Genomic DNA, 23,283 nt, shown 5'->3' on the forward strand with positions numbered 1-23,283 from the left:
GCCACCCCTGCCTCAATCCGGTATACTGTTGTGTATTGAGAGAAGAAGTGAAACCGCCGTCAGGCGGAGGGAGGAACCAGGCCATGAAACTTTTGGAAGAGCGCATCCGCAAAGACGGCATCATCCGCGAGGGCGGAGTGCTGAAGGTCGACAGCTTCATCAACCACCAGATGGACATTCCCCTGTTCCGGGAGATGGCCCGGGAGTGGAAGCGGCTGTTCGCCGGCAAGCCCATCAACAAAGTCCTGACCATCGAGGCCAGCGGCATCGGCATTGCAGCCATTGTGGCCAGCGAGCTGAACGTGCCGGTGGTCTTTGCCAAGAAGGCCATGAGCATCAATCTGGACTATGACAACTACGAGACCCAGATCCAGTCCTTCACCCACAAGAAGATTTACAACGTGATTGTCTCCAAAAAGTTCCTGACCCCCAACGATCATGTTTTGATCGTGGACGACTTCCTCGCCAACGGCTGCGCCCTGATGGGCCTGCTGACCCTGGCCCAGGAGGCCGGCGCCACGGTGGAAGGCATCGGCATCGCCGTGGAAAAAGGCTTCCAGCCGGGCGGCGATCTGGTCCGCGCCCGGGGCATCCAGCTGGAGTCCCTGGCCATTGTGGAGTCCATGGACGCTGCCACCGGCGAAGTGGTCTTCCGTCCCCAGCCCCACCAGAGCTGAGAAATACAAAAAACTCCGTGTTTCCCCCAGAGGGAAGGCACGGAGTTTTCTTTTTGTCTCAGTCGGCGTCAATGAGGCGGCCCAGGGCGAAGGAATAGATCCCCTTATAGGTGACTTTGCGGGGTGCAAAGCGCTTTTCCACCGCCAGGGCGTAGAGGTTCAGCTGGGGGCGGTAGGCCGCCAGGAACTCGGCCTCGGTCTTGCCCCGGTCGGTCTTGTAGTCCAGCAGTTCCAGATGATCGGGGAACACCAGCAGGATATCCGCGATGCCCTGCACCAGCACCTGTTCCCCCCGGACGGCGGGGGGCATCTCCTCGGGGGCCTGGCCCTGGGCGGCCAGCACCGCCCCCGCCGGCAGAGCCGTGATGAAGGCGTACTCCCGCAGGACTTTTTCCGCCGCCAGCACCCGCCCGAAGGCCTCCCCCGAAAAGAACCGGGCCAGCCGGGCAATGTCCAGCTTTTGGGCGATTTCGGGGGCGGTGAGCCGGGCCGCAGTCTGGCGGTCCCGCTCGGCGGCCAGGGCCTGGTCCAGGGCCTGGCCGCCCTGCCGGGAAGGTCCGGCCAGCGCGTCGAAGTCAGCGTGCTCCATAAAGGCGTGGAGGGCGGTGCCCATCTCGGCGGCGGACAGGCCGTCCTTGGCCAGGAAGGCGGGCCGCTCCAACGTGACCTCCCCCGCCTTGTGGACAATACTGGTGACGCTGACCTTGGCGGGCACCGCCGCCAGCCCTGCCGCCGGGTACTGCCACGCAAAATTGTCCCGCAAAGCCGCCGCTAGGGCGGGGTCCGCCGGGACCGGGGCGGGAGGTTCCGGCGGGGCCACCGGCTGGGCCGGGTCGGGGATGGTCAGAGTAATGACGCTGTCGGTCCGGACAAAGGGCAGCTGCAGATCCCCCGCCTGCCGCCGCAGGGGGCCGCCGTTGGGATGAACCAGCAGCGCGGCCCGCAGCCATCCCGCAAAGGAATTGCACTGGCTGTACAGCACCGGGCCCGCATCCGCCGCCAGGAAGGCCGCGGCCTTTTCCAGGGGATTGGCCGTGCGGGTTATCCCCAGAGGCAGGGTCAGAATCAGACGGTCCTGGGCCCGGGTCAGGGCCACATACAGCAGCCGCATCTGTTCGCTGCGCATCTCCCGCTCGTGGACGGCGGCCAGGGCGGTATAGGCCGCCGTCTTGTACAGCTCGCCCCCCTCCTGCCGCAGCCGCAGGCCCGCGCCGTAGACCCGGTGGAGGAGCACCGGCTCCCGCAGGTCGGCGGCGTTGAACTTCCGGGCGGTGTCGGCCAGAAAGACCACCGGGAACTGCAAGCCCTTGGACCGGTGGATGGTCATAATGGTGACGCAGCCGGGCCGGGCGGCCCCGGGCACCGTGTCACCGGTCTCGCCGCCAGCGTCGCTGGCCGCCTCAATGGAGCGGACCAGGGCCGAAATGCCCCCGCTGCCCGCCCCGGCGCAGAAGGCCGCAAACCGCCGGGCATCCTCCCGGCGCCGCTGGCCGTTTTCCATGGCGCCCAGGGCCGCCAGATAGCCGGTGGAGGCGAAAATCTCCTCCAGCAGCCGTTCCGCCGGCATGCTGCGGGCCATCCGCCGCAGCTCGGTGAGGCGGGCGTAGAAGCCCCGCACCCGGCAGGAAAAGGCGTCCTCTCCCTCCCCGGCGGCCACTTCCGCCACCGCGCCGTAGAGGCTGCCGCCTCTCTTGCGGGCCCGGAGTTTCACCATCTCGTCGTCGGTGAAGCCAAAGACAGGCCCCAGCATGGCCGCCGCCAGGTAGATGTCCTGGGCGGGATTGTCGATGATTTTCAGCAGGGCCACCAGGGGCCGGATGTGGGGCGCTTCAAAGAGGTTTTCCCGGGCGTCGGCATAGACCGGGATGCCCCGGTCCGCCAGAGCACGGGTGTACACCGGAAATTCCGCCCGGGCCGCCAGCAGGATGCAGCAATCCTCATACCGCACCGGCCGGGTGGAACTGCCCTCCCGCACCGGCTCCCCCGCCGCCACCAGGGCCTCAATCCGCCCGGCAATCCATGCGGCGTCGGTCTCCTGCTCGTCGTCGGGCAGCAGACAGGCCTCCACCGCGCCCTGGTATTCCCCCGGAGCGCCGCAGACCAGCCGCTGGCCCTCTCCATAGGCGGTATCGCCCAGATCGGGGCTCATGAGCTGCTCAAAGAAGAAGTTGACCCCCTCCACCACTGCCGGGGCCGACCGGAAGTTGGCATCCAGGGCCAGCATGGCATTTTGGGCGGGGCCATCGGGCTCCGGGCGGGCCCGCCCGCCGGGCAGCGGGGGCCAGGTCTCCAATTTTTCCCGGAAGATGGCCGGGTCGGCCTGGCGGAACCGGTAGATGCTCTGTTTCAGGTCGCCCACCAGGAACAGATTGCCCCCGTCAGGGGCCGCCAGACAGGCGTACAGGGCGTCCTGCAGGGCGTTGGTGTCCTGGTACTCGTCCACCATCACCGCGCCATAGCCCGCCCGGATGCCTTCGCACAGAGGGGTGGGCCGGCCGTCGGGGCCCCGGAGAAGTTTCAGGGCCAGGTGCTCAAAGTCGCTGAATTCCAGCAGCTTCCGCTCCTGCTTTTTGGCGCTGAACCGGGCGTCAAAGTCCCGCACCGCCTCCATCAGGGCCGCCAGACGGGGGGCGGCCAGGGCCCGGTCCTGTTCGGCCTCGGCCTCGCTGCAGGGAATCAGGTCCAGGATTTCCCCAAACAATCCCGCCGCCTCATTGGCGCGGGTGCGGACGGCGGCCTTCCGGGGACCGGCCAGACGGCCTTTCATCCCCTTCAGGCCCGGCTCCGGCTCCATCCCCAGCACATAGGGGGTCAGCAGGTCGTACAGGGCCTCCCATTCCCCCGCCCCGGCCAGCTGTTCCACCCGCTCCAACAGGGTCAGGGCCGATTCCAGCCGTTCCAGGGGCTCGGCAAATTTATCGTTGACCTTGGCGGCCGCAGAGGCCCGGGCCGCGGCTGTCTTTTTGCTCTCCTCCGCCCGGGCCCGCTCCTCTTCCAGGTCGGCCCGGCAGTCGGCAAAGGCCGCCCGCAGCAGCCCGCAGGCCGCCCGGGCCCGCTGTCCGGCCAGCTCCAACAGCAAATCATGCCACGACGACGACGCAAAACTGCCCTCCTGCTGCCAGGGGGCCAGCATCTCGTCCATCTTTTTGTGGTAGTCGGGCAGGGCCCGCAGGAAGTCATAAACCTGCAGCACCGCCCGGCCCGCGGCATCGTCGCTGCGGCCCTTGCCGTACAGGTCGGCAAAGGCGCAGAAGTCGGGGTTTTGGCAGGCCTGTTCCAGGGTGTCGGCCAGGGCTGTCTCCCGCAATACCTGGACGCTGCCGGCGTCGGCGGGGACAAAGTCGGGCGGGATATCCAGCGCCTCAAAGTGCCGCCGCAGCAGATCCAGACAGAAGGCGTCGATGGTGCAGATGGGGGCCCGCTGCAGCAGCATCCGCTGGCGGCGAAGCCAACCGTTGGCAGGGTCCGCCTGGCTGAGATTCAGCAGCTTTTCCCCGATGCGGGCCCGCAGCTCGGCGGCGGCCGCATTGGTAAAGGTGACGATCAGCAGCTGGTCGGCGTCCACCGGGTGGTGGGGGTCGGTGATGAGCCGCACCGCCCGCTCGGTCAGCACAGCGGTCTTGCCGCTGCCTGCCGCCGCACTTACCAGCAGCCCGCCGCCCCGGTCTTGGATGGCGGCCTGCTGGGCCGGTGTCCATTTGGGGGTCATGGCGCTTCCTCCTCTCCTTCGGTTTCTTCAAAGGGCTTGTCGGGGGCCAGGTCTTTCACAATCCGCTCGTCCTGGCCCAGCTCGTGGCAGCAGACAAACCCGTAGTCACACCACTGGCAGGGGCTCCGCCCCGCAATCAGGGGCGCGGCCCCGATCTCGCCGCCATAGAGCCGCTCTCCCATGCCGGTGACCAGGTTGTCCAGGTGGGCCTCGATGCGGTTCAGCTTGGCGGCGTCGGCCCTCCGGGCCTTCTGCCAGGGGCTGGGTTTGCCGTTCACCCAGGTGAAGGGCAGATACCGCCCGGTCTTTTCGGGGTCCATGGCGTCAAAGAGTTTTTCCTCGTCCCGCACCAGGCCGTCCAGCTGACAGGGGGCGGCCGGACCGGCGGCGGCCCGGGCTGCGGTGGAGGGGTTGGGGTCGGCCAGCAGGTAGAGCACACCCGCCGGCTCCGCCCCCGCAAAGCGGCCCTGCTCGTCCCGGGTCAGGCTGAACAGGTACAGCAGCATCTGGCAGTCCAGGCCGCAGTAGACTTCTTTCAGGTCCAGCTTTTTGGTGCCGGTCTTGTAGTCCACCACCCGCACCCAGCGGGTGCCGTCCTGCTCCACCCATTCGTCGGCCCGGTCCACCGTGCCGACCAGCCGCACCGTCCGCCCGTTGGACAAATGATAGGTCTGGGGCTGGACGGCGCCGGCTCCCGCGCCGATTTTCAGCTCGCAGGCCGCCGGGGAAAAGCTGCTCTGGGCCTGCTCGTCCCGCAGATAGCATAGCAGGGACGCCATGCTCTTTTTCAGCCGGGAGAGCAGATACCGCAGCCGGGCGGTGTCCTCGGGCAGGTACCGCCGGGCATATTCATCCACCAGTCCCGCCGCCAATGCTCCCAGCTGGCTGTCGGTCAGCTGGGCAAAGGGCGCGGGCAGAGCGCCCTTGCAGGGGTTGTCGGAGCCGGGATGAGGGTCCAGCGCCATCTGAAGCACCCAGTGCATCAGGGTGCCGCTCTGGTCCGCCGAGAGCCGGGCTTTCTTGCGGGGCTTGAGGCCCAGCACATACCGCAGAAAATAGCCATAGGGGCAGTTGGAATAGGCCTCCATCTGGCTGGGCGAAATGGCCAGCTCCGGCCCCAGCAGCCCGCCCAGGGCCGCCAGGTCCTGGATGTGATGGGGCGGGTTCTGGGCCATCCGGGTCAAAAGGTCCAGGCCGGCGCTGCCGCTGCCCGCCAGAGCCTGGGTCAGGCTGGCCCGCTCCATGTCGGTGAGGGGCCAGCCGCCCCCCAGACAGTCCAGCGCGCTGCCGGGGGTGGCCGCCATATCCAGCAGGGTCAGGTCGGGGGCAGGCGGGTTCAGCGCGTCGGCGATGGGCTGGGCCGCCGCCGAGAGGGTCAGCCCCGCCCCCTTGGGCCAGCTGATCCACAGCCCCCTGGCAGGGGCGGTCATGGCCTTGTAAAAGCAGACCTGTTCCCGGACCACACGGTTTTCAAAGCAGTCGGGCAGCTCGATTTCCTGCCGCATCAGGGCGTCCCGGTCGGCGTGGGTCAGCAGGCCGGTCTGGCCCGGCGCGGCGGGGAATTCCCCTTCCGCCACCCCCAGCACAAAGACATAGTCCGGGGCGTCCAGACGCATCTTGCCCGCCGAGGCCAGCATGACGGCGTCCAGGGTCTGGGGGATATGCCCCAGGTCAGAGGAGCGCAGCAGCAGCCCGAACAGCTCGGCGTATTCCGCCGGGGCCACCGTCTCGCTGCCCAGCAGCTGAGCCATCTGGTTCAGCAGGTCCATCACCACGTTCCACTCCCGGGCAGCCTCCTCGGCGGCCGGGATGCCCCGGACCAACCGCAGGGCTTCCACCTGCTGGTTCTGGGCCTCCTCGGCCCCCAGGGCCTCCAGGCAGAACCACAGGGCCTTGCTGATTTGTTCCGCGCTGGCCTCCCGGCAGCGGCTGCGCAGGGTCTCAATGGGCCCCATCAGAAAGGCCCGGGCCTCCTCGGCCTTTTTCAGGTTGTCCTGTTCCTCGGCGGTGAGCTTTTCGCCGCCGAAGCCACGGGGGCTCTTTTTGAATTCCTCCCGCCACTCCGACGCCCGGGGCGACCAGGTATAGGCATAGTTTTCCAGGGCGCAGACCCGGTCCTCCGGCAGGCGGGTCAGCCCGGTTTTCACCAGGGCCGACAGCTGTTCGGTGTAGTCCGCCCCCCGGACCAGTTCCAGCAGGGCGGTAACGGCCGCCGCCGGGGCGCTGAAGGCCGGTGTGGTGGCCTCGTCGCACCAGAGGGGAATCCCCGCCATCCGGAATTCATACCGCACGGCGGCCCGGTACTTGTCCAGGTCCCGGCAGACCACCGCGATTTTGCCGCAGCGGACTCCCTGAGCCATCAGACGCCGGATGGCGCCGGCGGCGGCCCGGGCTTCCTCCTCCCGGCTGGGGGCCGGATAAAGCCGGATTTCTCCCGCCGGCCCCGGCGGCGGGGTGCAGCGGCCGGCGGCCAGCAGCTCCCCCAGAGCCGCCAGGGAGGGGGCGTCCTGATGGCGAAGGTCTTGTTTCAGCAGCAGGGGCACCGCCACCTCCGACCCGTTTTTCCGGGCCAGACGCCGCAGCTGGGCCCCCACCCCCTTGGCACCCGAAAAGAGGCTCAAATCCCCGGGTTCGGCGGGGGAGCCGTCGTCGCACAGGGCCACCGTCACCTGGGGCAGCGCCGCCAGCATGGCCCCCATCAGCCGCTGTTTGGGGGCGTTGAAGGTGTCGAATTCGTCGATGAACACCGCCCGGCCCTCCAGAAAGGACGGCATCCGGCCCTCGGCCAGGGCGGCTTCCAGACGGTCCGCCGCCAGCTGAATCCGGTCGGAGGGGTCCATGCCGGTCTGGGCCAGCAGGGTCTCGTAGCCCTCATAAATCAGGGCCAGCTCCCCCAGCCGTCCGCTCTCGGGGCCGCAGCCCTGGGCCAGACGGGCAAAGTCCTCCCCGGTGACGCCGGCGCTTTTCAGCTCGTCGATGGTCTCGGCGGCCAGCTGGCAGAAGGCCGCGCTGTGGCGGTGGCGGTAATAGTAGTGGACATTGTCCTGCAGCTCCTCCAGGGCGCGGCGCACCAGGGTGACCCGGCCCGCGTCGGTGAGGGTCTGGACGGCAGAGCCGCCCTCCTCCGACAGAATCCGTTCGGCCAGGCTGGTGAAGGAAAAGCTCTCCACATAGCCCGAGCCCTCGTCCCCCAGTTCCCGGTAGATGCGGCCCTCGGTGGAGGAGGTGAACTGTTCCGGCACCAGCAGGATGCTGTACTCTCCCCGGGCGGCCCGCTCGGCCAGACGGGCGTAGAGCCAGCTGGTTTTCCCGCTGCCCGAGCCTCCCAACACCAGTTTCAGCATGGCGCAATACCTCCCTTTGGTCCAAAGAAAACGCCCCATTGCGCCGCCTGCGGCGGATGTGGTAGAATAGGCCTGCAAAGCAAAAAGCAAAGGAGCGTTCCGATGAAAATTTTAGCAGTTGATTACGGCGACAGCCGCACCGGGCTGGCGGTCTGCGACCCCAGCGAAATCCTGGCCACCCCCATCAAGCCCCAGATCGAAGAAAAGGCCATGGTCAAAGTGGCGGCCAAAATCTGCGAGGCGGCCAAAGAAAACCGCGCCGGGCTGATTGTCATCGGCCTGCCGCGGAATATGGACGGCACCGAGGGAGCCCGGGCCCAGAAAAGCCGCAAGCTGGGGGACATGGTGGCAGAGATGAGCGGCCTGCACGTCCGGATGTGGGACGAGCGCCAGACCACCATCACCGCCGCCGGTTTCCTGAGCGAGAGCGGCACCTTCGGCAAAAAGCGGAAGGCCATTCTGGACTCGGTGAGCGCCTCGGTGATTCTGGAAAATTACCTGGCCTGGCGGAAAAACCACCCCGGCGAGGAATAAGATTTACGGACAGGTTTCCAGGGTGACGCTGTTGATGGTGATGGCCTCGGCGGGGACCTGGTTTTCGTCCACGGCGGCAGCGCCGATGGCGTCCACCACCTCCATCCCCTCATACACCTGGCCGAACACCGTGTCGGTGTAGTCCAGATAGGGCGCACCGCCGGCAGCGGTATAGGCGTCGATGATCTCCTGGCGCCAGCCCTGGGCCGTCATCTGGTCCAGCAGCTCCTGCTCCATGCCGGGGGCGGTCTGGACCACATAAAAGACGCTGCCGCCCTCCCCGGCGTCGGTCATGGCGGCGCACAGGGCCCCCGAATAGTGGTGGAGCTTGTCGGTGTATTCCGGCGGGTAGCCATTGCCGTTCCAGATGGTGGTGGAACCGCCGGCAGCGTCCTGCCCGGCCTCCACCACAAAGCCCGACTCCACCCGGGTCACCGTCAGGCCGTTGTAGTACCCGGCCTGGACCAGGCCCACAAAATTGGCGCAGGCTTGGGGGGCTTCCTCAGGGAAGAGCACCGCCCGGAACACCCCGGCGGACGTATCGAACACCGCCACCGTATCCCCCGACACCGGATGGGTGAACTGAAGCTCGGCGGATTCGATGGTCTCGGGGCGTTTGATCCCGCCCCCGGCCGGGCCGGAGCTGCCCTTCTGGCAGCCCGCCAGGCTCAGACCCAGCACCAAAACAAGGGCCAGCGCGGCCCGTTTCCATTTACCAGACATACTTTTCTCCTTGCGTCATATCATGTACCATGCAGCCCATGGACAAGGCCGGATCTGCACCGGCTGTTTAATGTTCAGTATACCACAGAACGCCCCCCGGCGCGAGGGCACTTGTGTGAAAACTGCAAAAAACCGTTTTTCATGATTTACCATCTTGACGAGGCGGCCAAAAAACGCTACACTATATGCAGGACGGGGACCGCACAACGGTCCCAGATGTGCATTCATAGACTGGAGTTTGGAACGATGGCTGAGGAAATGAAGACCCCCGGGGCTGAGAACGAATACGAGCCCGACCTGATGACCCTCGAGGACGAGAACGGCAACGAAATTACCTTTGAGGTGATTGATGCGCTGGACCACAAGGGCGTCCATTATCTGGCCGTCGTGGAATATGTTGAGAACGAAGAGGACATCGACGAGGACGCCCAGCTGGTGATCCTCAGCGTCGGCGAGGACGCCGACGGCGAGTACCTCGACGTGGTGGACGACGACGAAACCTTGATGGAAGTCGGCGCTCTGTTTGAGAAGCGTCTGAGCGACAGCTTCGACATCGGCTGAGCCCTCCACCGGGCCGGCCCCCAACCCGGCAGTAATCCTGCCCGGCACGACTTGTTGCGGAATATATGATCCTACTAATCATCCATCGGGAGCCTGGAGTCCGGTGGGGGATTGCAGACCGCCCCGTCAGGGTCCACCCTGGAGGCTCGATGCGGGAGCATGAAACCATTGGCAGGGCACCCACCTGTCCGTAAGGGTAGGTTTGATTCATCCGCAGACGACCGGGCGGGATTCTTTTTTAGGCATACAGCCGGAACTGTTGTTCCGGCTTTTTTTGTTATCTGTCCGCGGCTTTGCGGCGGCTGCGGGCGGTGGATGAGGGGAACACACTCCCCTTTCGCCGGCATTCCTTGCGGTTGGACCCGGCTTGCACAATCTCCCTTTTCCCGTGCACGGCCGGACGGATTTGGGTTTTTCCTGGGTGTATCTGAGAAGTCATACGCGCCCCGTCACGCGCAGGGTTCCGCGGTGCGGCCCTGCCGGAGGTGACGGCGCCGAGAAGTTTTCCGCGATGCGCCGGAAAGGCTTTTTTGAAAAATGAAAAAGCAGGAAAGGATGTGTGCATCATGCGGACCGATCATCTGGCCGGTACCTCGATCCCCCGTTTCACCTACGACACCCCCTCGTCGCCGGGCAACGATTTTTTTGACCTGTGCGGCGGGGAAAAACCGCTGGTGATGATCTTTCTGCCCGCCTTTGACCACCCCATCACCCGGGCCTACATCACCCGCTACGTCCAGAGTCTGAAGGACCTGAAGGGGATCAAACTGGCCTGCGTGGTCCGCAGCAGCCCCCAGCACGTGGCCCAGACCCTGGAAGGGCGGGACCTGCCCTTCACCCTCATCTGCGACCGGCCCGGCGTGCTGTACAACTTCATGGGAGTGGAGACCGCCGGCCTGCTGAACTGGAGTTTTGAGGCCCAGCGGATTCTCCGCAGCGCCCAGGCCAAAAACCAGCCCTACGACCGCAAGGCGCCCCAGCTTCTCCCCCTGACCCTGGTGGTGGGCCCGGAAGGGGCCATCCTGTTCACCCACTACGGCCGCAACCTCACCGACATGCCGGGGGACTGCGGGGCCATCTACACCCTCTGCGACGAGGTCTGCGAGCTGACCCGCCGGGCCCAGGCCCAGGCGGCGGAGGAGGACAGCGCCCCCGCCAAACCCAAAGCCGGCCCCCACTCGGACGAAACCCTCACCCTGCCCGATCTGGCCGGGGACCTGTCCGAGGAGGAGGACGCCATCGGCAAACTGTTCGACTAAACCAAAAGCGAGCCCCCTGACCCCAGGGAGCCCGCTTTCTTTTTGTCCGTTTATTCGCCGGCTTCCTCCCGCCGGAACCAGGCGTAAATCTCGGCCGCCAGCTTGTCCCCCACGCCGGGGGTCTGGGCCAGGGCCTCGGGTTCTGCGGCCCGCACCGCCCCCACGCTGCCGAACTGGTTCATCAGGGCCTTGGCCAGCTTGGGCCCCACCCCCGGGATCTGCACCAGGGTGGAGGAATAGCTCTTCTGGCGCATCTGCTGTTTGCGGTAGGCGTTGGCGAAGCGGTGGGTTTCATCCTGAATGTTGGTGATGAAGGTGAAGGTGCCCCGGTTCATGTTGATGGCGATTTCCTGGCCTTCCCCGTCCACAATGGCCCGGGTCCGGTGGTGATTGTCCTTCACCATGCCATAGAGGGGCACATCCGCCAGCGGAGTTCCCAGCAGGGCCTCCTTGGCGGCGTTTACCTGGCCCCGGCCGCCGTCCATCAGCAGCAGGTCGGGCTTTTCGGCAAAGCCGGTGGTCTCCCCCGCCGCGGTGCGGGCTACATACTCCCCTGCCCGCCGGGACACCGTCTCGGCCAGAGAGGCGTAGTCATCGGTGCCCGCCACCGTCCGCATCTTGAACCGGCGATAGTCGGCCTTGCTGGGCTTGCCGTCCCGAAAGACCACCATGCCGCAGACGCTGGTCCCGTCGCCCCAGTTGGAAATATCGTAGCTCTCGATCCGCTTGGGGGCCTCGGGCAGGCCCAGCACCTGGGCCAGCTCGTCCAGCAGTTTCTGTTCCCGGGCCGTGCGGCCCCGCTCCCGGGCCAGGCGCTCCACCGCGTTGGTATGGGCCATCTCCACCAGCCGGGCCTTGTCGCCCCTCTGGGGTTCATACAGCTGCACCTCGCTGCCCCGCTTTTCGCTCAGGGCCTGGCGCAGGGCGTCGGCATCCGCCGGCAGGGCGTCCACCGCGATGACCTTGGGGATTTCCTCGTCGTCCAGGTAGTACCGGGGCAGAAACTCCTCCCGGATTTCCTCCAGGTCCGACCGGTCGTGAAAGACAAACTCCCGCTTGTCGGTCAGCCGCCCCTGACGGTACCGCAGCACCGCCACACAGGCGCTGTCCGGAGTGCCGGCCAGGGCCACCACGTCCATCTCCAGGCTTTCATCCACCACCACTTTCTGGCCCTCGGTGACCTTGGTGATGGCGGCGATCTGGTCCCGCAGCAGGGCCGCCGTCTCAAATTCCAGACGCTCGGAGGCCTCTTCCATCCGCCGGGTGAGGGTCTTGATGATGTCCTTTTTGCCATAGCGGATCAGGTGGATGGCTCCCTTGACGGCCTGGTTGTAGTCCTCACAGCGGATTTTGCCGCTGCACACCCCCATGCACTTGCCGATATGGGCGTTGAGGCAGGGCCGCCCCTTCCCGATATCCTGGGGAAACCGCCGGTTGCACCGGGGCAGCAGAAAGGCGTCCATGGCGCTCTCGGCCATCTCCCGGGCCGCAAAGCTGGAGGTGTAGGGCCCGATATACTCCGCCCCGTCGTCGTCCTTCTGAAGGGCAAAGGAGAGGCGGGGCCACTCCTCTTTGGTGATCTTGACATAGGAGTAGCCCTTGCCGTCCTTGAGCAGGATGTTGTATTTGGGGGTGTGGGCCTTGATCTGGCTGGCCTCCAGCACCAGGGCTTCAAACTCGCTCTGGCAGACAATCACGTCAAAGCTGAAGGCATGGGCGATCATCTGGGTGACCTTGTTGTCGTGGGGAACCCCTTCCCGGAAATACTGGCTGACCCGAATCCGCAGCCGCTTGGCCTTGCCGATATAGATGATCTCATCCGCCTTGTCCCGGATGATATACACCCCCGGCAGCAGCGGCAGCATACAGGCTTTCTGGTACAGCTCGGCCTTGGTCATGGTGTCACCTCTCCTGTGTCAAAAACCAAAAACAAAAAGGGCGGAACATCCGTCCGCCCCAACGTATACCCAATGTTCGCTGTGGTTATTCTGCGAAGCCAGACTCCACCAGCTTGATCAGCGCATCGACCGCAGCCTGCTCATCGGCGCCGTCCGCAATGATGCGGATGCTGGTGCCGCCCACGATGCCCAGAGAGAGCACGCCCAGCAGGCTCTTTGCATTCACACGGCGCTCTTCCTTCTCGACCCAGATTGAAGACTTAAACTCATTGGCCTTCTGGATGAAGAAGGTGGCGGGGCGTGCATGCAGACCGACCTGATTCTCAACGGTAACTTCTTTTACATACATAGTAAAACGCTCCTATCTATTGTCGTATTGGAATGGATGCAATGCATTACACCTGCTGTCTTGTATTATTGTATCGCAAGGGACGAACGTTGTACAGCCTTTTTTGCAATTTTGGCGGTTTTCCCAATCCGATCGGGGACATTTTTTGCAAATTGTACTTTTTTCCCAAAATAAATCCGTCTCTATTGGATGTGCATACAAAAGTTTTCAACACATCCAGGTCCTGCGGCCCCCGGGGTCAGGTTTCCTGGGGGGAATCGGGGGCGGTTTCGGCGGGGATTTCCGCCCCTGCGGGGGCCTCGGGGGCCGGAGAAACCGGCTTTTTCTTGCGGTGGCGGGAGGGCTTTTTGGGCAGCGGCGTGCCGTCCCAGCCGCCCGCCGCCAGATAGGCCTCCCACAGGTCGGGACGGCGCTCTTTGGTGCGCTGGCGGCTCTGTTCGCCCCGCCAGTCTTCCACCGCCTTGTGGTTGCCGCTCAGGAGGATGGGGGGCACGGCACGGCCTTCCCACACCTCAGGGCGGGTGTACTGGGGATATTCCAGCAGGCCGTTCCAGTAGCTCTCCTCCTCATAGCCCTTCTGCTCGGCCAGCACCCCCGGCTGAAGCCGGAGGACGCTGTCCGCCACCACCAGGCTGGCCAGCTCGCCGCCGGTGAGGATATAGTCCCCGATGGACAGTTCCTCGTCGGCAAAGGCCTCGATGACCCGCTCGTCAATGCCCTCATAGTGGCCGCAGACCAGCAGCAGGCTGTCGTACTGGGCCAGGCGGCGGGCGTGTTCCTCGGTGTACCGGGGGCCGCCGGCCGTCATAAACACAATATGGGGCGCGGGGCGGCCCTGTTCGGCCACCTGGCGCTGAATCTCCCGGATGCAGTCGGCGATGGGCTGGGCATAGAGCACCATGCCGCAGCCGCCCCCGTAGGGGTAGTCGTCGGTCTGCTTCTGGCGGTTGAGGGTGTAGTCCCGAATCTGGTGGCAGTGGGTCTCGATATACCCTCTGCGGGCGGCCCGGCCCAGGATGCTTTCATCCAGCACCCGCTGGCACATCTCCGGGAACAGGGTCGCAATGTCCACACGCATCCCCATGGTCAGTCCTCCCGCTCGCTTGCGGCGCCGTCATCCAGCAGGCCGGGAATGGGCGTCACGGTGATATAGCCCTCGGGCGGGTTCCGCTCTTTCAAAAAGGCGTCCACCCCGGGGAACATATATTCCTTCCCGTTGGGGGCCTTGACGGTATAGATATCCTGGGGGCCGGGGCGGTCCACGCTGGTCACCACGCCGTAGACCTTGCCGGTGTCGGCGTCCCGCACTTCGCAGCCGATGAGGTCGGCCACATACCAGCGGCCGGGGGCCAGATGGACGTCGTTGCGGTCAAAATAGAGGGCCTGGCCCCGCAGGGCGCGGGCGGCGTCCATGTCGTCCACCCCGGCGAACTTCACCAGGGCCATCTGGCCCTGGGGGCGGATGCTCTCAAGTTCCAGGCTGCGGCCCCCTGCCGGGGACAGATACAGCCGGGGGGCCGGGCGGAGGAAGTCCACCCCGTCGCACCACAGCTCCATCTTGACCTCGCCCCTGACGCCATGGGTGGTGACCACCCGGCCGGCTTCCAGATACTGCTGCATAGCTTCTCCTTTTATCACAATGAAAAAGAGCCATCCGGCCAAAGCGGCGGACGGCCCAGAAAGCGGTTCAGTCGATCTCGACAAGGATCTTTTCATCAACCCGCACGGCGGCGGCGCGCATGACCACGCGAATGGCCTTGGCGATGCGGCCCTGCTTGCCGATGACACGGCCCATGTCGCCCTCTGCCACGCTCAGGTGGTAGACGACGGTGCCGTCCTCACGCGGGGGGTCCACCGTTACGGTGACGGCGTCCTTGTCCTCCACGAGGCCGCGGGCTACAGTCAGCAACAGCTCCTGCATGTGACCGCCCTCCGCTTACAGAATCTCGGACTTCTTGAGCAGGTAACGGACGGTGTCGGTGGGCTGGGCGCCGTTGGCGATCCAAGCCTTGGCCTTCTCAGCGTCGATCTTGATGACGGCGGGGTCACGCATGGGATCGTAGGTGCCGATCTCCTCGATGAAACGGCCGTCGCGGGGGAAGCGGCTGTCAGCCACAACCACACGATAGAAGGGAGCCTTCTTAGCGCCCATGCGGCGCAGACGAATCTTAACTGCCATGATACATTTCCTCCTGAAATGGAATTTGTTCGCCCGGTGGGGCGGTTTGTTTCTATGCCAAAACCATCCCGCCGGAGCGGTTGGATTTGTACCTTAAAAAATTTCTCAGCCGCGCAGGCCGCCCAGCATGCCGCCCAGCTTCCGCGCAAAGCCCTTGGGGCTCTTGCGCATCTGCTTCATCAGCTTCTGCATCATCTCGTACTGGCGCAGCAGGCGGTTGACGTCCTCGACGCGGGTACCGCTGCCGGCCGCGATGCGGCGCTTGCGCTTGGGGTTGATGATGGAGGGCTTTTCCCGCTCCTCCTTGGTCATGGAGTAGATGATGGCCTCGATCTGGGCGAAGGCCTTTTCATCCACCTGGCCGGCATCCAGATTGGCGCCGCCGGGCAGCATGCTCAGCATGGCGGACGCGCCGCCCATCTTGCGGATCTGGGCGAACTGGGCCAGCAGGTCGTTCATGTCGAACTTGTTCTCCATCATCCGGCGGGCGGTTTCCTCGGCCAGCTTCTCATCGGCGGCCTCCTGGGCCTTTTCGATGAGGCTGAGCACGTCGCCCATGCCCAGGATGCGGCTGGCCATCCGGGACGGATGGAAGGGCTCCAGGTCGTCCAGCTTTTCGCCGGTGCCCTGGAACTTGATGGGCTTGCCGGTGACGGCCAGCACCGACAGGGCTGCGCCGCCGCGGGTATCGCCGTCGGTCTTGGTCAGGATGATGCCGTCCACCCCCACCTTCTCATTGAAGGTCTGGGCCACGTTTACCGCGTCCTGGCCGGCCATGGCGTCCACCACCAGCAGGGTCTCGTCCACAGGCACAGCCTGCTTGATCTGGACCAGCTCCTCCATCAGGACCTCGTCGATCTGCAGACGGCCGGCGGTATCCAGGATCACAATGTCGTTGCCGTAGTCCCGGGCGTGAGCCAGGGCCTTGCGGGCAATCTCGGGGGGCTTGGCGCCGTCCAGGGTGAACACCTGGGCGCCGGCCTGCTCGCCCACCACCTTCAACTGGTCGATGGCGGCGGGACGGTAGATATCGCAGGCCACCAGCAGCGGACGCCGGCCCTGCTTGAGATAATATTTCGCCAGCTTGGCGGCGTGGGTGGTTTTGCCGTTGCCCTGCAGGCCGCAGAGCATCAGGACGGTCTGGCCCTTGTTTTTGATGACCAGGCGGGGGGCTTCCTCGCCGCCCATCAGGTTGGTCAGCTCTTCGTTGACGATCTTGACCACCTGCTGGGCCGGGGTCAGGCTTTCCATGACCTCCTGGCCCATGGCCCGCTCTGCCACCTTGTTGCAGAAGTCCTTGGCCACCTTATAGTTGACGTCGGCCTCCAGCAGAGCCATGCGGACCTCCCGCATGGCGGCCTTGATGTCGGCCTCGGTCAGTTTGCCGTGGCCCTTCAGCTTTTTGAACACGCCGGCCAGGCGGTCGGTCAGGGATTCAAATGCCATGTTGGGCAGTCCTTTCTATCAAAAATTCCGCGCGCCGCCCGGTCAGCTCTCGTTGACCTCGTCGATGGAGCGCAGCATGGAGAGGATTTTATTCAAAACTTTCAGGTACTCGCTGCTGGTCAGCCGGGCGTGGGGTCCCGTGCACTCGAACCGTGCATCGATGACCAGCTGTTCCAGCTCTTCCAGCGTCTGCTGTACCCTGCGGTACCGGGCCGCGAACCCCACCTTGCTTTCCAGCTCCAGCAGGGTGTTTTCACCGTGTTTGATGGCGTCCCGGGCACCCTGGCGGGTGATCCCGAAGTTCTCCCCGATTTCGCTCAGGGACAAGTCATCGTGATAGTACTGGTACAGCATTTCGCGCTGTTTCTCGGTGAGGACCTCACCGTAGAAGTCCAGCAGGTAGCCCATCTCCAGATTTTTCGCCACCGCTCTCCCTCCAGCGCTTTTGTAAAGGCATTTTGCTTTACGGACCCATCTGATTATACCAGACTTGGCCCGCCCTGTCAACAAAATGCGGTCAACTTTTTTGTGAAATAAGGAGAATTTTTCCGCAGGGCCGCCGGAATGCCATGTATACTTGACGTTCCGGCGGCTTTGCGATACGATAACAGAAAAGCGCGAAAGGAGGCGCACCCATGACCCTCTACCCCAACATCTACCGCACCCTTGCCCCCGGGCCCATGGTGGAGCTGCGGGGCTATGCCTCGGCCTGCGGCCTGCCGGGCAGGCTGTACGCCTGTCTGGACTACGGCGGCCCCACCGGCACCGCCCGGGACGGCCTGGCGGAAGGGATGCTGGCGCTGGCGGCCCAGCGTCAGGTGCTGGCCCCCGGCCAGACCCTGATCGAAGCGGGCAGCGGCGCCTTTGCGGCGGCCCTGACCCTGGCGGGCCGCACCAGCGGGCACCCGGTCTGTCTGGCCATGCCCGACAACACCACCGCCGCCCGCCAGGAACTTCTGTCGGGGCTGGGGGCGCAGCTGCTCTTTTCCCCCGCCCGGGAAGGCCCCGCCGGAGCCCGGGCCCTGGCGGCCGGCTGGGCCCAAAAGCGGGACTGGTACTACACCGACTGGCTGGCCTGCGACGATAACCCCGAATACCACCGCCGGGTCACCGGCCCCGCCATTGTGGAGTCCATCGCCCGGGAGGGCAGCAGCCTGGTGGATGCGGTGTTCATCGGGGTGGGCAGCGGCGGCACCATCACCGGCGTGGGAGAATGCGTCAAGGCCTGGACCAACGATGTCCAGATGGTGGCGGTGGAGCCCTACGAATGCCAGGCCCTGGGGGGCGGGCTGCTGGGACCCCACGGCATCCCCGACATCGGCTACGGCCTCATCCCCGAGAACTACAACCCCTATGTGGTGGACAAGATCGCCGCCATCTCCAGCGCCGACGCCGCCCGGGCAGCCCGCACCGTCCTTTTGACCGACGCGGTGCCGGCATCGGTCAGCGGGGGCGCAGCCCTGGCCGCGGCGGCCCGATTTCTGGCCGAGGGGCGCAGCCGGTCTGCCCTCTGCCTCATCCCGGGCCGGGCCAGCCTCCTGTAACCTTTTCCTATTCCAATCAGAAAGAAGCGTTGTTTTTTCATGACACAAAACATGACCAGCGGGCCCATCACCCCGCAGCTGGTACGATTCACCGTCCCCCTGGTGCTGGGCAACCTGTTTCAGCTCACCTACAACGCCGCCGACAGCGTGATTGTGGGCCAGCTGGTGGGCGAGGACGCCCTGGCCGCCGTGGGCACCTCCAATCCCCTCATGACCCTGGCCATCCTGTTCATCAACGGGATGTGCCTGGGCGCCGGCATTCTGGTCAGCACCGCCTTCGGCGCCGGGGATTACGGCCGGCTGGAAAAACAGGTCTCCACCACCGCCATTGCGGGCGGTGTCTTCTCCCTGGCCTTTTCCCTGCTGTGCATCCTGCTGGCCACCCCTCTGCTGCAGCTGATGCAGGTTCCCGCCGAAGTGCTGCCCATCGCCTCCAGCTATCTGCGGGTGGTGTTCGCCGGACTGATCTTCACCTTTTTCTATAACTTCCTGGCCGCCACCCTGCGGGCTCTGGGAGACAGCCAGAGCGCCCTCTATTTCCTGATGCTGAGCGCCGTCCTGAATATCTTCGGGGATCTGTTCTGCATTGCGGTCATGGGCTGGGGGGTGGAGGGCGCCGCCCTCTCCACCGTGGCCAGCGAGGCGCTGTGCTGTCTGTGCTGCGCCGTCTACATCCAGATCCGGGTGCCGGTGCTCCGGCTGGGGAAAAAGTGGCTGGTGTTTGAGCCCTCTCTCCTGCGCCAGACCGTCTCCTATGGCTGGACCACCGCCATGCAGCAGGGCACCGTCCAGCTGGGCAAGCTGGCGGTGCAGGCGGTGGTGAACACCATGGGCGTCAGCGCCATGGCGGCCTTTACGGCGGCCAGCCGGGTGGACGACTTCGCCTACACCCCCCAGCAGAACATCGGCCACGCCATGACCACCCTGATGGCCCAGAACCGGGGCGCCGGCAACAGCGACCGGGTGCGGAAAGGCTTTCTGGCCGGGATGCGGATCGAGGCGGTGTACGGCCTGCTGATTATGGCGGTCTGCTTTTTCGGGGCCGACCCCATCATCCGGCTCTTTGCGGATGACCCCGAGGTGGTGGACCTGGGCGTGCGGTTCCTGCGGCTGGTGTCCCTGTTCTACCTGTTCCCCTCCGCCACCAACGGCATCCAGGGCGGATTCCGGGGCATCGGCAAGCTGCAGATCACCCTCAACAGCAGCCTGCTGAACATGGGCGGCCGGGTGGCCGCCGCGGCCCTGCTGGTGCTGGTGTTCCATATGGACATCGAGGCCCTGCCCTGGAGCTACGGGGTGGGCTGGGTGTGCATGCTGATCTACGAGCTGCCCCTGCTGTTCCGCCTGATGAAAAACAAAGAATTCTGACCCCACTGCATCAAAAAGCGGCCCCTGCCCAAACGGACAGGGACCGCTTTTTTGATTCTTTACAGAAACGCTTACTGCTTTTGCTGAGCGTGGCTAGCCAGCAGAGCCTCGATCTTGCGGATGGGATCTGCAATGGCGGAAACCGAGATGTCGTGGTTCAGAGCCAGGACGAAGTAAGCCGCATACTTCGACACATCCACATCCAGGTACCAGTCGCGCTGGAGCAGCTCGGGCTTGCGGTAGGTCAGGTTGGTGCCCACCATGAAGTCCAGGACGCCCTCCTCCACGGCGGCGTCAAACTTGCCCAGGCCGGAGGTGAACAGGGGGAAGGTGGCGTCTGCAATGATGCGGGCAGCGCCGCGCTTCTTCAGCTCGCGGGCCACTTCCAGCATGCTGTCGCCCGAGGCCACGATGTCGTCGGCCACAAAGACGGTCTTGCCTTCCACCGACTCACCCAGGTACTCGTGAGCCACGATGGGGTTGCGGCCATTGACCACGGTGGTGTAGTCGCGGCGCTTGTAGAACATGCCCAGGTTGCAGCCCAGAACGCTGGAGAAGTACATGTTCCGGCTCATGGCGCCCTCGTCGGGGCTGACCACCATGAAGTCGTTCTTGTCGAAGGACAGGTCCGGCATCTTCCGCAGCAGGCTCTTGAGAACCTGGTAGGTGGGCATGGCGTTGTCAAAGCTCAGCAGGGGGACGGCGTTCTGGACGCGGGGGTCGTGTGCATCAAAGGTGATGATGTTCTTGACGCCCATGTTCTGCAGCTCCTGCAGAGCCACAGCGCAGTCGAGGCTCTCACGAACCTCGCGGCGGTGCTGACGGCCGCCGTACAGGCTGGGCATAATGACCGACACACGGTGTGCCTTGCCTGCCACAGCCTGGATCAGACGCTTCAGGTTGGAGAAGTGATCGTCCGGGGACATATGGTTCTCGTACCCGAACAGTTTATAAGTGACGCTGTAGTTGCCGGGGTCCACCACGATGAAGATATCATCGCCCCGCACCGAATCCTTGACCATGCCCTTGGCATCGCCGCTCTGGAAACGGGGGCACTCGCAGGGAATGATAAAGCTCTTGGGCTCTGTCTCTCCGCTCTCCGCAGCCCACCGCATCAGGTGGCGGTCAATCAGGTTGGTCAGCTCTTCCGCACCGGGGCAGCACAGCAGACGCAGGTCTGCAACGCTGCCGCCCTGAGCAAAGATATCTTTGGCTTCGATCACATTGGACATTGTTTACGGCTCCTTTAATTCCTCTTTACCAGTGTTATGCCTATTTCATACGAAAAAGGATCATGCCGTCTTCATTTTATCACATTTTAGCCGTCCCGCCAGCAGGATTTACAAAATTCTGCGCCTTGCACAGCAGTTATCCTAAAATCAGCCCTGCTCTATCATTTATTGACAAAATCCTGCGTCCGATTTTAAGTCAACTTATTCTTACAAGCCAGCCAGAGCCTCTTTCAGAGCGGCGGCGCGGTCGGTATCCTCCCAGCGGACGCCCAGGTCCTCACGGCCCATGTGGCCGTAAGCGGCCAGCTTGCGGTAGATGGGCTTGCGCAGATCCAGATCCCGGATGATGGCGGCGGGGGTCAGGTCAAAGACCTTTTCCACCGCAGCTTCGATCTTGTCGTCCGAAACGATGCCGGTGCCGAAGGTATCCACCATGATGGAAACCGGCTTGGCCACGCCGATGGCGTAGGCCAGCTGCACCTCGCAGCGGCGTGCCAGACCGGCAGCCACCACGTTCTTGGCCACCCAGCGGGCGGCGTAGGCAGCGCTGCGGTCCACCTTGCTGGGGTCCTTGCCCGAGAAGGCGCCGCCGCCGTGGCGGGCATAGCCGCCGTAGGTGTCCACAATGATCTTGCGGCCGGTCAGACCGCTGTCACCCTGGGGACCGCCGATGACAAAGCGGCCGGTGGGGTTGATGAAATACTTGGTCTGCTCGTCCAGCAGCTCGGCGGGGATGACGGCACGGATCACCTTCTCCATCACGTCGGCCCGCAGGGCGTCCATGGACACGTCTTCCCGGTGCTGGGTGGAGATGACCACCGTATCCACGCGGACAGGGCGGTCGCCCTCGTATTCCACCGTCACCTGGCTCTTGCCGTCGGGACGCAGGTAGTCCATCTCGCCGCTCTTGCGCACTTCGGTCAGGCGGCGGGCCAGCTTGTGAGCCAGGCTGATGGGCAGAGGCATCAGCTCGGGGGTCTCGTCGCAGGCGTAGCCGAACATCATGCCCTGGTCGCCGGCGCCGCCCACCTCGTCGTTGGTGCCCAGCGCAATGTCGGGGCTCTGGCCGTCGATGTTGGAGATGACGGCGCAGGTATCGGCGTCAAAGCCGTACTTGGCGCGGGTGTAGCCGATGTCGGCCACCACCTCGCGGACCAGCTTCTGGAAATCCACATAGCAGCTGGTGGTGATCTCGCCCATGATGTGGACCAGACCGGTGGACACGCAGGTCTCGCAGGCCACGCGGGCGTCGGGGTCCTGGGTCAGGATCTCATCCAGAATGGCGTCCGAAATCTGGTCGCAGATTTTGTCGGGATGCCCTTCGGTGACCGACTCGGATGTGAAAAGATGTCTTGCCATAAAATCTTGCCTCCTGTACAATCAAACATTCCTGTATCTTCAAACGTTTCAAACAAAAAGACACCCGGAACCCGAAGGCTCCGAGTGTCTCACTCTTATCTTCCGGTTTCCCGCAGGATTTGGCACCTTACGCACACGCGCAGGTTGTCGGGCTTCACAGGGCCTGTCCCCTCAGCCGCTCTTGATAAGCACGGTATTCATTTTGTTGCAGGGGATATTGTAGCATTCCTTCGTCAGATTGTCAAGAAGGTAGTCAGACTTTTTATACAGTCTGCCAATATTGCTCAGTACCCCTTGGCCTCCTCGCCCTTGATGAGCTTGATGGCGCGGCTGGTGCCCAGCCGGTCGGCGCCCAGGGCCAGGAATTTCTCCATGTCCTCCACGGTGGAGATGCCGCCGGCGGCCTTGACCTTGCAGCGGCCGGCCACCCCTTCCACCATCAGGGCCACATCCTCAAAAGTGGCGCCGGCGGTGGAGAAGCCGGTGCTGGTCTTGATATAGTCGGCGCCGGCCTCGCAGACGATGTCGCACATCTTCCGCTTTTCGTCGTCGGTCAGCAGGCAGGTCTCAATGATGACCTTCAGCACCTTGTCCCCCACGGCCTCCTTGACGGCACGGATGTCCTCCCGGACGGCGTCGTACTCGCCGTTCTTCAGGCGGCCGATGTTGATGACCATATCCACTTCCGAAGCGCCGTTGGCGATGGCGGTGCGGGCCTCAAAGGCCTTGGATGCGGTGTCCATGGCGCCCAGAGGGAAGCCCACCACACAGCAGACCTTGCAGCGGCCGGCCATGTAGTCGGCGGCCTGCTTCACATAGCAGGTGTTGATGCAGACCGATGCGCAGCCATACTCGATGGCCTCGTCACACAGGGCCTGAATCTGGGGCCAGGTGGCCTCGGGCTTGAGGAGCGTGTGGTCCACGTGGGACAGAATTTCCTTGCGATCCATTGCAGATCCTCCGTTTATGATGTAAAAAACCGGCAAGGCCAGGCGGGGCCGCAGGGCCGGGCGCCCGGCTTGCCGGAACGTTCCGGGAGAAGCCGCGCCTTGGTGCGGTCCTCCTGATCCCCTGCCCGACGGCAGGGTGTGGGGCAGCCTG

The 23,283-nt window shown here is 64.5% G+C and carries 20 protein-coding genes, 1 other RNA gene and 1 riboswitch; of the genes, 7 read left to right on the forward strand and 14 right to left on the reverse strand.

Going from position 1 to position 23,283, the window contains the following annotated elements; genetic code table 11:
• Positions 1-83 precede the first annotated feature (83 nt).
• The gene (locus B5F27_RS06330) at positions 84-677 is read left to right on the forward strand and encodes a xanthine phosphoribosyltransferase (protein ID WP_087246193.1); all 594 of its coding nucleotides are present in this window, start codon (positions 84-86) and stop codon (positions 675-677) included.
• A 58-nt stretch (positions 678-735) separates the two neighbouring features.
• On the opposite strand, the gene B5F27_RS06335 is transcribed toward B5F27_RS06330, so the two are convergent.
• Both B5F27_RS06335 and B5F27_RS17405 read right to left on the reverse strand, forming a co-directional pair.
• Positions 736-4,386 (reverse strand): UvrD-helicase domain-containing protein, encoded by a 3,651-nt coding sequence (locus tag B5F27_RS06335; protein WP_087365537.1) that lies wholly within the window; start codon positions 4,384-4,386, stop codon positions 736-738.
• Complete coding sequence (locus tag B5F27_RS17405; RefSeq protein WP_087365540.1) at positions 4,383-7,730, reverse strand: PD-(D/E)XK nuclease family protein; 3,348 nt, start codon at positions 7,728-7,730, stop codon at positions 4,383-4,385. Before B5F27_RS17405 ends, B5F27_RS06335 begins: the two co-directional genes overlap by 4 nt.
• 102 nt (positions 7,731-7,832) lie before the next feature.
• Here B5F27_RS17405 and ruvX point away from each other — a divergent pair, with 102 nt between their 5' ends.
• Complete coding sequence (gene ruvX / locus B5F27_RS06345) at positions 7,833-8,264, forward strand: Holliday junction resolvase RuvX (protein ID WP_087365542.1); 432 nt, start codon at positions 7,833-7,835, stop codon at positions 8,262-8,264.
• A 3-nt stretch (positions 8,265-8,267) separates the two neighbouring features.
• Here ruvX and B5F27_RS06350 read toward each other — a convergent pair whose 3' ends face one another.
• A complete protein-coding gene (locus B5F27_RS06350; protein ID WP_087365544.1) occupies positions 8,268-8,987 on the reverse strand; it encodes a peptidylprolyl isomerase in 720 nt (239 codons plus the stop codon).
• 246 nt (positions 8,988-9,233) lie between these two features.
• On the opposite strand from B5F27_RS06350, the gene B5F27_RS06355 reads away from it, so the two are divergent.
• The 3 genes from B5F27_RS06355 to B5F27_RS06365 all read left to right on the forward strand — a co-directional run bounded on the left by B5F27_RS06355 (position 9,234) and on the right by B5F27_RS06365 (position 10,807).
• Entirely contained in the window at positions 9,234-9,548 is a 315-nt protein-coding gene (locus tag B5F27_RS06355) for a DUF1292 domain-containing protein (protein WP_087246188.1), read from the forward strand.
• Between the two features lie 31 nt (positions 9,549-9,579).
• Positions 9,580-9,784: non-coding RNA, 6S RNA (gene ssrS, locus B5F27_RS06360), on the forward strand.
• 330 nt (positions 9,785-10,114) lie between these two features.
• Positions 10,115-10,807 carry a redoxin domain-containing protein gene (locus B5F27_RS06365; RefSeq protein ID WP_087365570.1) on the forward strand — a complete coding sequence of 231 codons (693 nt, stop codon included), beginning with the start codon at positions 10,115-10,117 and terminating at the stop codon, positions 10,805-10,807.
• Between the two features lie 50 nt (positions 10,808-10,857).
• Here the strand turns inward: B5F27_RS06365 and uvrC are convergent, their stop codons facing one another.
• The 8 genes from uvrC to B5F27_RS06405 form a co-directional block, all read right to left on the reverse strand.
• Positions 10,858-12,705: an excinuclease ABC subunit UvrC gene (gene uvrC, locus B5F27_RS06370; RefSeq protein WP_087365547.1), complete on the reverse strand. Its 1,848-nt coding sequence runs from the start codon at positions 12,703-12,705 to the stop codon at positions 10,858-10,860.
• An 85-nt stretch (positions 12,706-12,790) separates the two neighbouring features.
• Positions 12,791-13,054, reverse strand: a complete 264-nt coding sequence (locus tag B5F27_RS06375; RefSeq protein ID WP_087246186.1) for an HPr family phosphocarrier protein — start codon at positions 13,052-13,054, stop codon at positions 12,791-12,793.
• 238 nt (positions 13,055-13,292) lie between these two features.
• Positions 13,293-14,138, reverse strand: coding sequence for a tRNA (guanosine(37)-N1)-methyltransferase TrmD (trmD, locus tag B5F27_RS06380; protein WP_242962113.1), 846 nt, complete (start codon positions 14,136-14,138; stop codon positions 13,293-13,295).
• Between the two features lie 2 nt (positions 14,139-14,140).
• Entirely contained in the window at positions 14,141-14,674 is a 534-nt protein-coding gene (rimM, locus tag B5F27_RS06385) for a ribosome maturation factor RimM (RefSeq protein ID WP_087246185.1), read from the reverse strand.
• Positions 14,675-14,741: 67 nt separating this feature from the next.
• The gene (locus tag B5F27_RS06390) at positions 14,742-14,975 is read right to left on the reverse strand and encodes a KH domain-containing protein (RefSeq protein WP_087246184.1); all 234 of its coding nucleotides are present in this window, start codon (positions 14,973-14,975) and stop codon (positions 14,742-14,744) included.
• A gap of 15 nt (positions 14,976-14,990) precedes the next feature.
• Positions 14,991-15,233, reverse strand: coding sequence for a 30S ribosomal protein S16 (gene rpsP / locus B5F27_RS06395; RefSeq protein WP_087246182.1), 243 nt, complete (start codon positions 15,231-15,233; stop codon positions 14,991-14,993).
• 105 nt (positions 15,234-15,338) lie between these two features.
• Entirely contained in the window at positions 15,339-16,679 is a 1,341-nt protein-coding gene (gene ffh / locus B5F27_RS06400) for a signal recognition particle protein (RefSeq protein WP_087246180.1), read from the reverse strand.
• A 42-nt stretch (positions 16,680-16,721) separates the two neighbouring features.
• Positions 16,722-17,105, reverse strand: coding sequence for a sigma factor-like helix-turn-helix DNA-binding protein (locus tag B5F27_RS06405; RefSeq protein WP_242956856.1), 384 nt, complete (start codon positions 17,103-17,105; stop codon positions 16,722-16,724).
• Between the two features lie 209 nt (positions 17,106-17,314).
• Here B5F27_RS06405 and B5F27_RS06410 point away from each other — a divergent pair, with 209 nt between their 5' ends.
• Together B5F27_RS06410 and B5F27_RS06415 are read left to right on the forward strand one after the other, a co-directional pair.
• Complete coding sequence (locus B5F27_RS06410) at positions 17,315-18,223, forward strand: pyridoxal-phosphate dependent enzyme (RefSeq protein WP_087365549.1); 909 nt, start codon at positions 17,315-17,317, stop codon at positions 18,221-18,223.
• Positions 18,224-18,262: 39 nt separating this feature from the next.
• Positions 18,263-19,591, forward strand: a complete 1,329-nt coding sequence (locus B5F27_RS06415; RefSeq protein ID WP_087365554.1) for an MATE family efflux transporter — start codon at positions 18,263-18,265, stop codon at positions 19,589-19,591.
• A 71-nt stretch (positions 19,592-19,662) separates the two neighbouring features.
• On the opposite strand, the gene B5F27_RS06420 is transcribed toward B5F27_RS06415, so the two are convergent.
• The 3 genes from B5F27_RS06420 to deoC all read right to left on the reverse strand — a co-directional run bounded on the left by B5F27_RS06420 (position 19,663) and on the right by deoC (position 23,132).
• Positions 19,663-20,823, reverse strand: coding sequence for a ribose-phosphate pyrophosphokinase (locus B5F27_RS06420; protein ID WP_087246174.1), 1,161 nt, complete (start codon positions 20,821-20,823; stop codon positions 19,663-19,665).
• A 207-nt stretch (positions 20,824-21,030) separates the two neighbouring features.
• Entirely contained in the window at positions 21,031-22,182 is a 1,152-nt protein-coding gene (gene metK, locus B5F27_RS06425; protein WP_087246172.1) for a methionine adenosyltransferase, read from the reverse strand.
• Between the two features lie 92 nt (positions 22,183-22,274).
• Positions 22,275-22,373, reverse strand: a riboswitch (SAM riboswitch).
• A gap of 93 nt (positions 22,374-22,466) precedes the next feature.
• Entirely contained in the window at positions 22,467-23,132 is a 666-nt protein-coding gene (deoC, locus tag B5F27_RS06430; protein WP_087246170.1) for a deoxyribose-phosphate aldolase, read from the reverse strand.
• Positions 23,133-23,283 lie beyond the last annotated feature (151 nt).

Origin of the sequence: Faecalibacterium sp. An192 (assembly GCF_002160175.1) — a bacterium.
In the GTDB taxonomy this organism is placed as follows: domain Bacteria; phylum Bacillota; class Clostridia; order Oscillospirales; family Ruminococcaceae; genus Faecalibacterium.

Coding starts and splice junctions, on each gene's coding strand:
- rpsP (WP_087246182.1), bottom strand. CDS start 15,233: ATGGCAGTTAAGATTCGTCTGCGCCGCATGGGCGCTAAGAAGGCTCCC.
- trmD (WP_242962113.1), bottom strand. CDS start 14,138: ATGGGGATGCGTGTGGACATTGCGACCCTGTTCCCGGAGATGTGCCAG.
- ffh (WP_087246180.1), bottom strand. CDS start 16,679: ATGGCATTTGAATCCCTGACCGACCGCCTGGCCGGCGTGTTCAAAAAG.
- B5F27_RS06390 (WP_087246184.1), bottom strand. CDS start 14,975: ATGCAGGAGCTGTTGCTGACTGTAGCCCGCGGCCTCGTGGAGGACAAG.
- deoC (WP_087246170.1), bottom strand. CDS start 23,132: ATGGATCGCAAGGAAATTCTGTCCCACGTGGACCACACGCTCCTCAAG.
- B5F27_RS06355 (WP_087246188.1), top strand. CDS start 9,234: ATGGCTGAGGAAATGAAGACCCCCGGGGCTGAGAACGAATACGAGCCC.
- B5F27_RS06350 (WP_087365544.1), bottom strand. CDS start 8,987: ATGTCTGGTAAATGGAAACGGGCCGCGCTGGCCCTTGTTTTGGTGCTG.
- metK (WP_087246172.1), bottom strand. CDS start 22,182: ATGGCAAGACATCTTTTCACATCCGAGTCGGTCACCGAAGGGCATCCC.
- B5F27_RS06420 (WP_087246174.1), bottom strand. CDS start 20,823: ATGTCCAATGTGATCGAAGCCAAAGATATCTTTGCTCAGGGCGGCAGC.
- B5F27_RS06375 (WP_087246186.1), bottom strand. CDS start 13,054: ATGTATGTAAAAGAAGTTACCGTTGAGAATCAGGTCGGTCTGCATGCA.
- rimM (WP_087246185.1), bottom strand. CDS start 14,674: ATGCAGCAGTATCTGGAAGCCGGCCGGGTGGTCACCACCCATGGCGTC.
- uvrC (WP_087365547.1), bottom strand. CDS start 12,705: ATGACCAAGGCCGAGCTGTACCAGAAAGCCTGTATGCTGCCGCTGCTG.
- B5F27_RS06335 (WP_087365537.1), bottom strand. CDS start 4,386: ATGACCCCCAAATGGACACCGGCCCAGCAGGCCGCCATCCAAGACCGG.
- B5F27_RS06415 (WP_087365554.1), top strand. CDS start 18,263: ATGACACAAAACATGACCAGCGGGCCCATCACCCCGCAGCTGGTACGA.
- B5F27_RS17405 (WP_087365540.1), bottom strand. CDS start 7,730: ATGCTGAAACTGGTGTTGGGAGGCTCGGGCAGCGGGAAAACCAGCTGG.
- B5F27_RS06410 (WP_087365549.1), top strand. CDS start 17,315: ATGACCCTCTACCCCAACATCTACCGCACCCTTGCCCCCGGGCCCATG.
- ruvX (WP_087365542.1), top strand. CDS start 7,833: ATGAAAATTTTAGCAGTTGATTACGGCGACAGCCGCACCGGGCTGGCG.
- B5F27_RS06365 (WP_087365570.1), top strand. CDS start 10,115: ATGCGGACCGATCATCTGGCCGGTACCTCGATCCCCCGTTTCACCTAC.
- B5F27_RS06330 (WP_087246193.1), top strand. CDS start 84: ATGAAACTTTTGGAAGAGCGCATCCGCAAAGACGGCATCATCCGCGAG.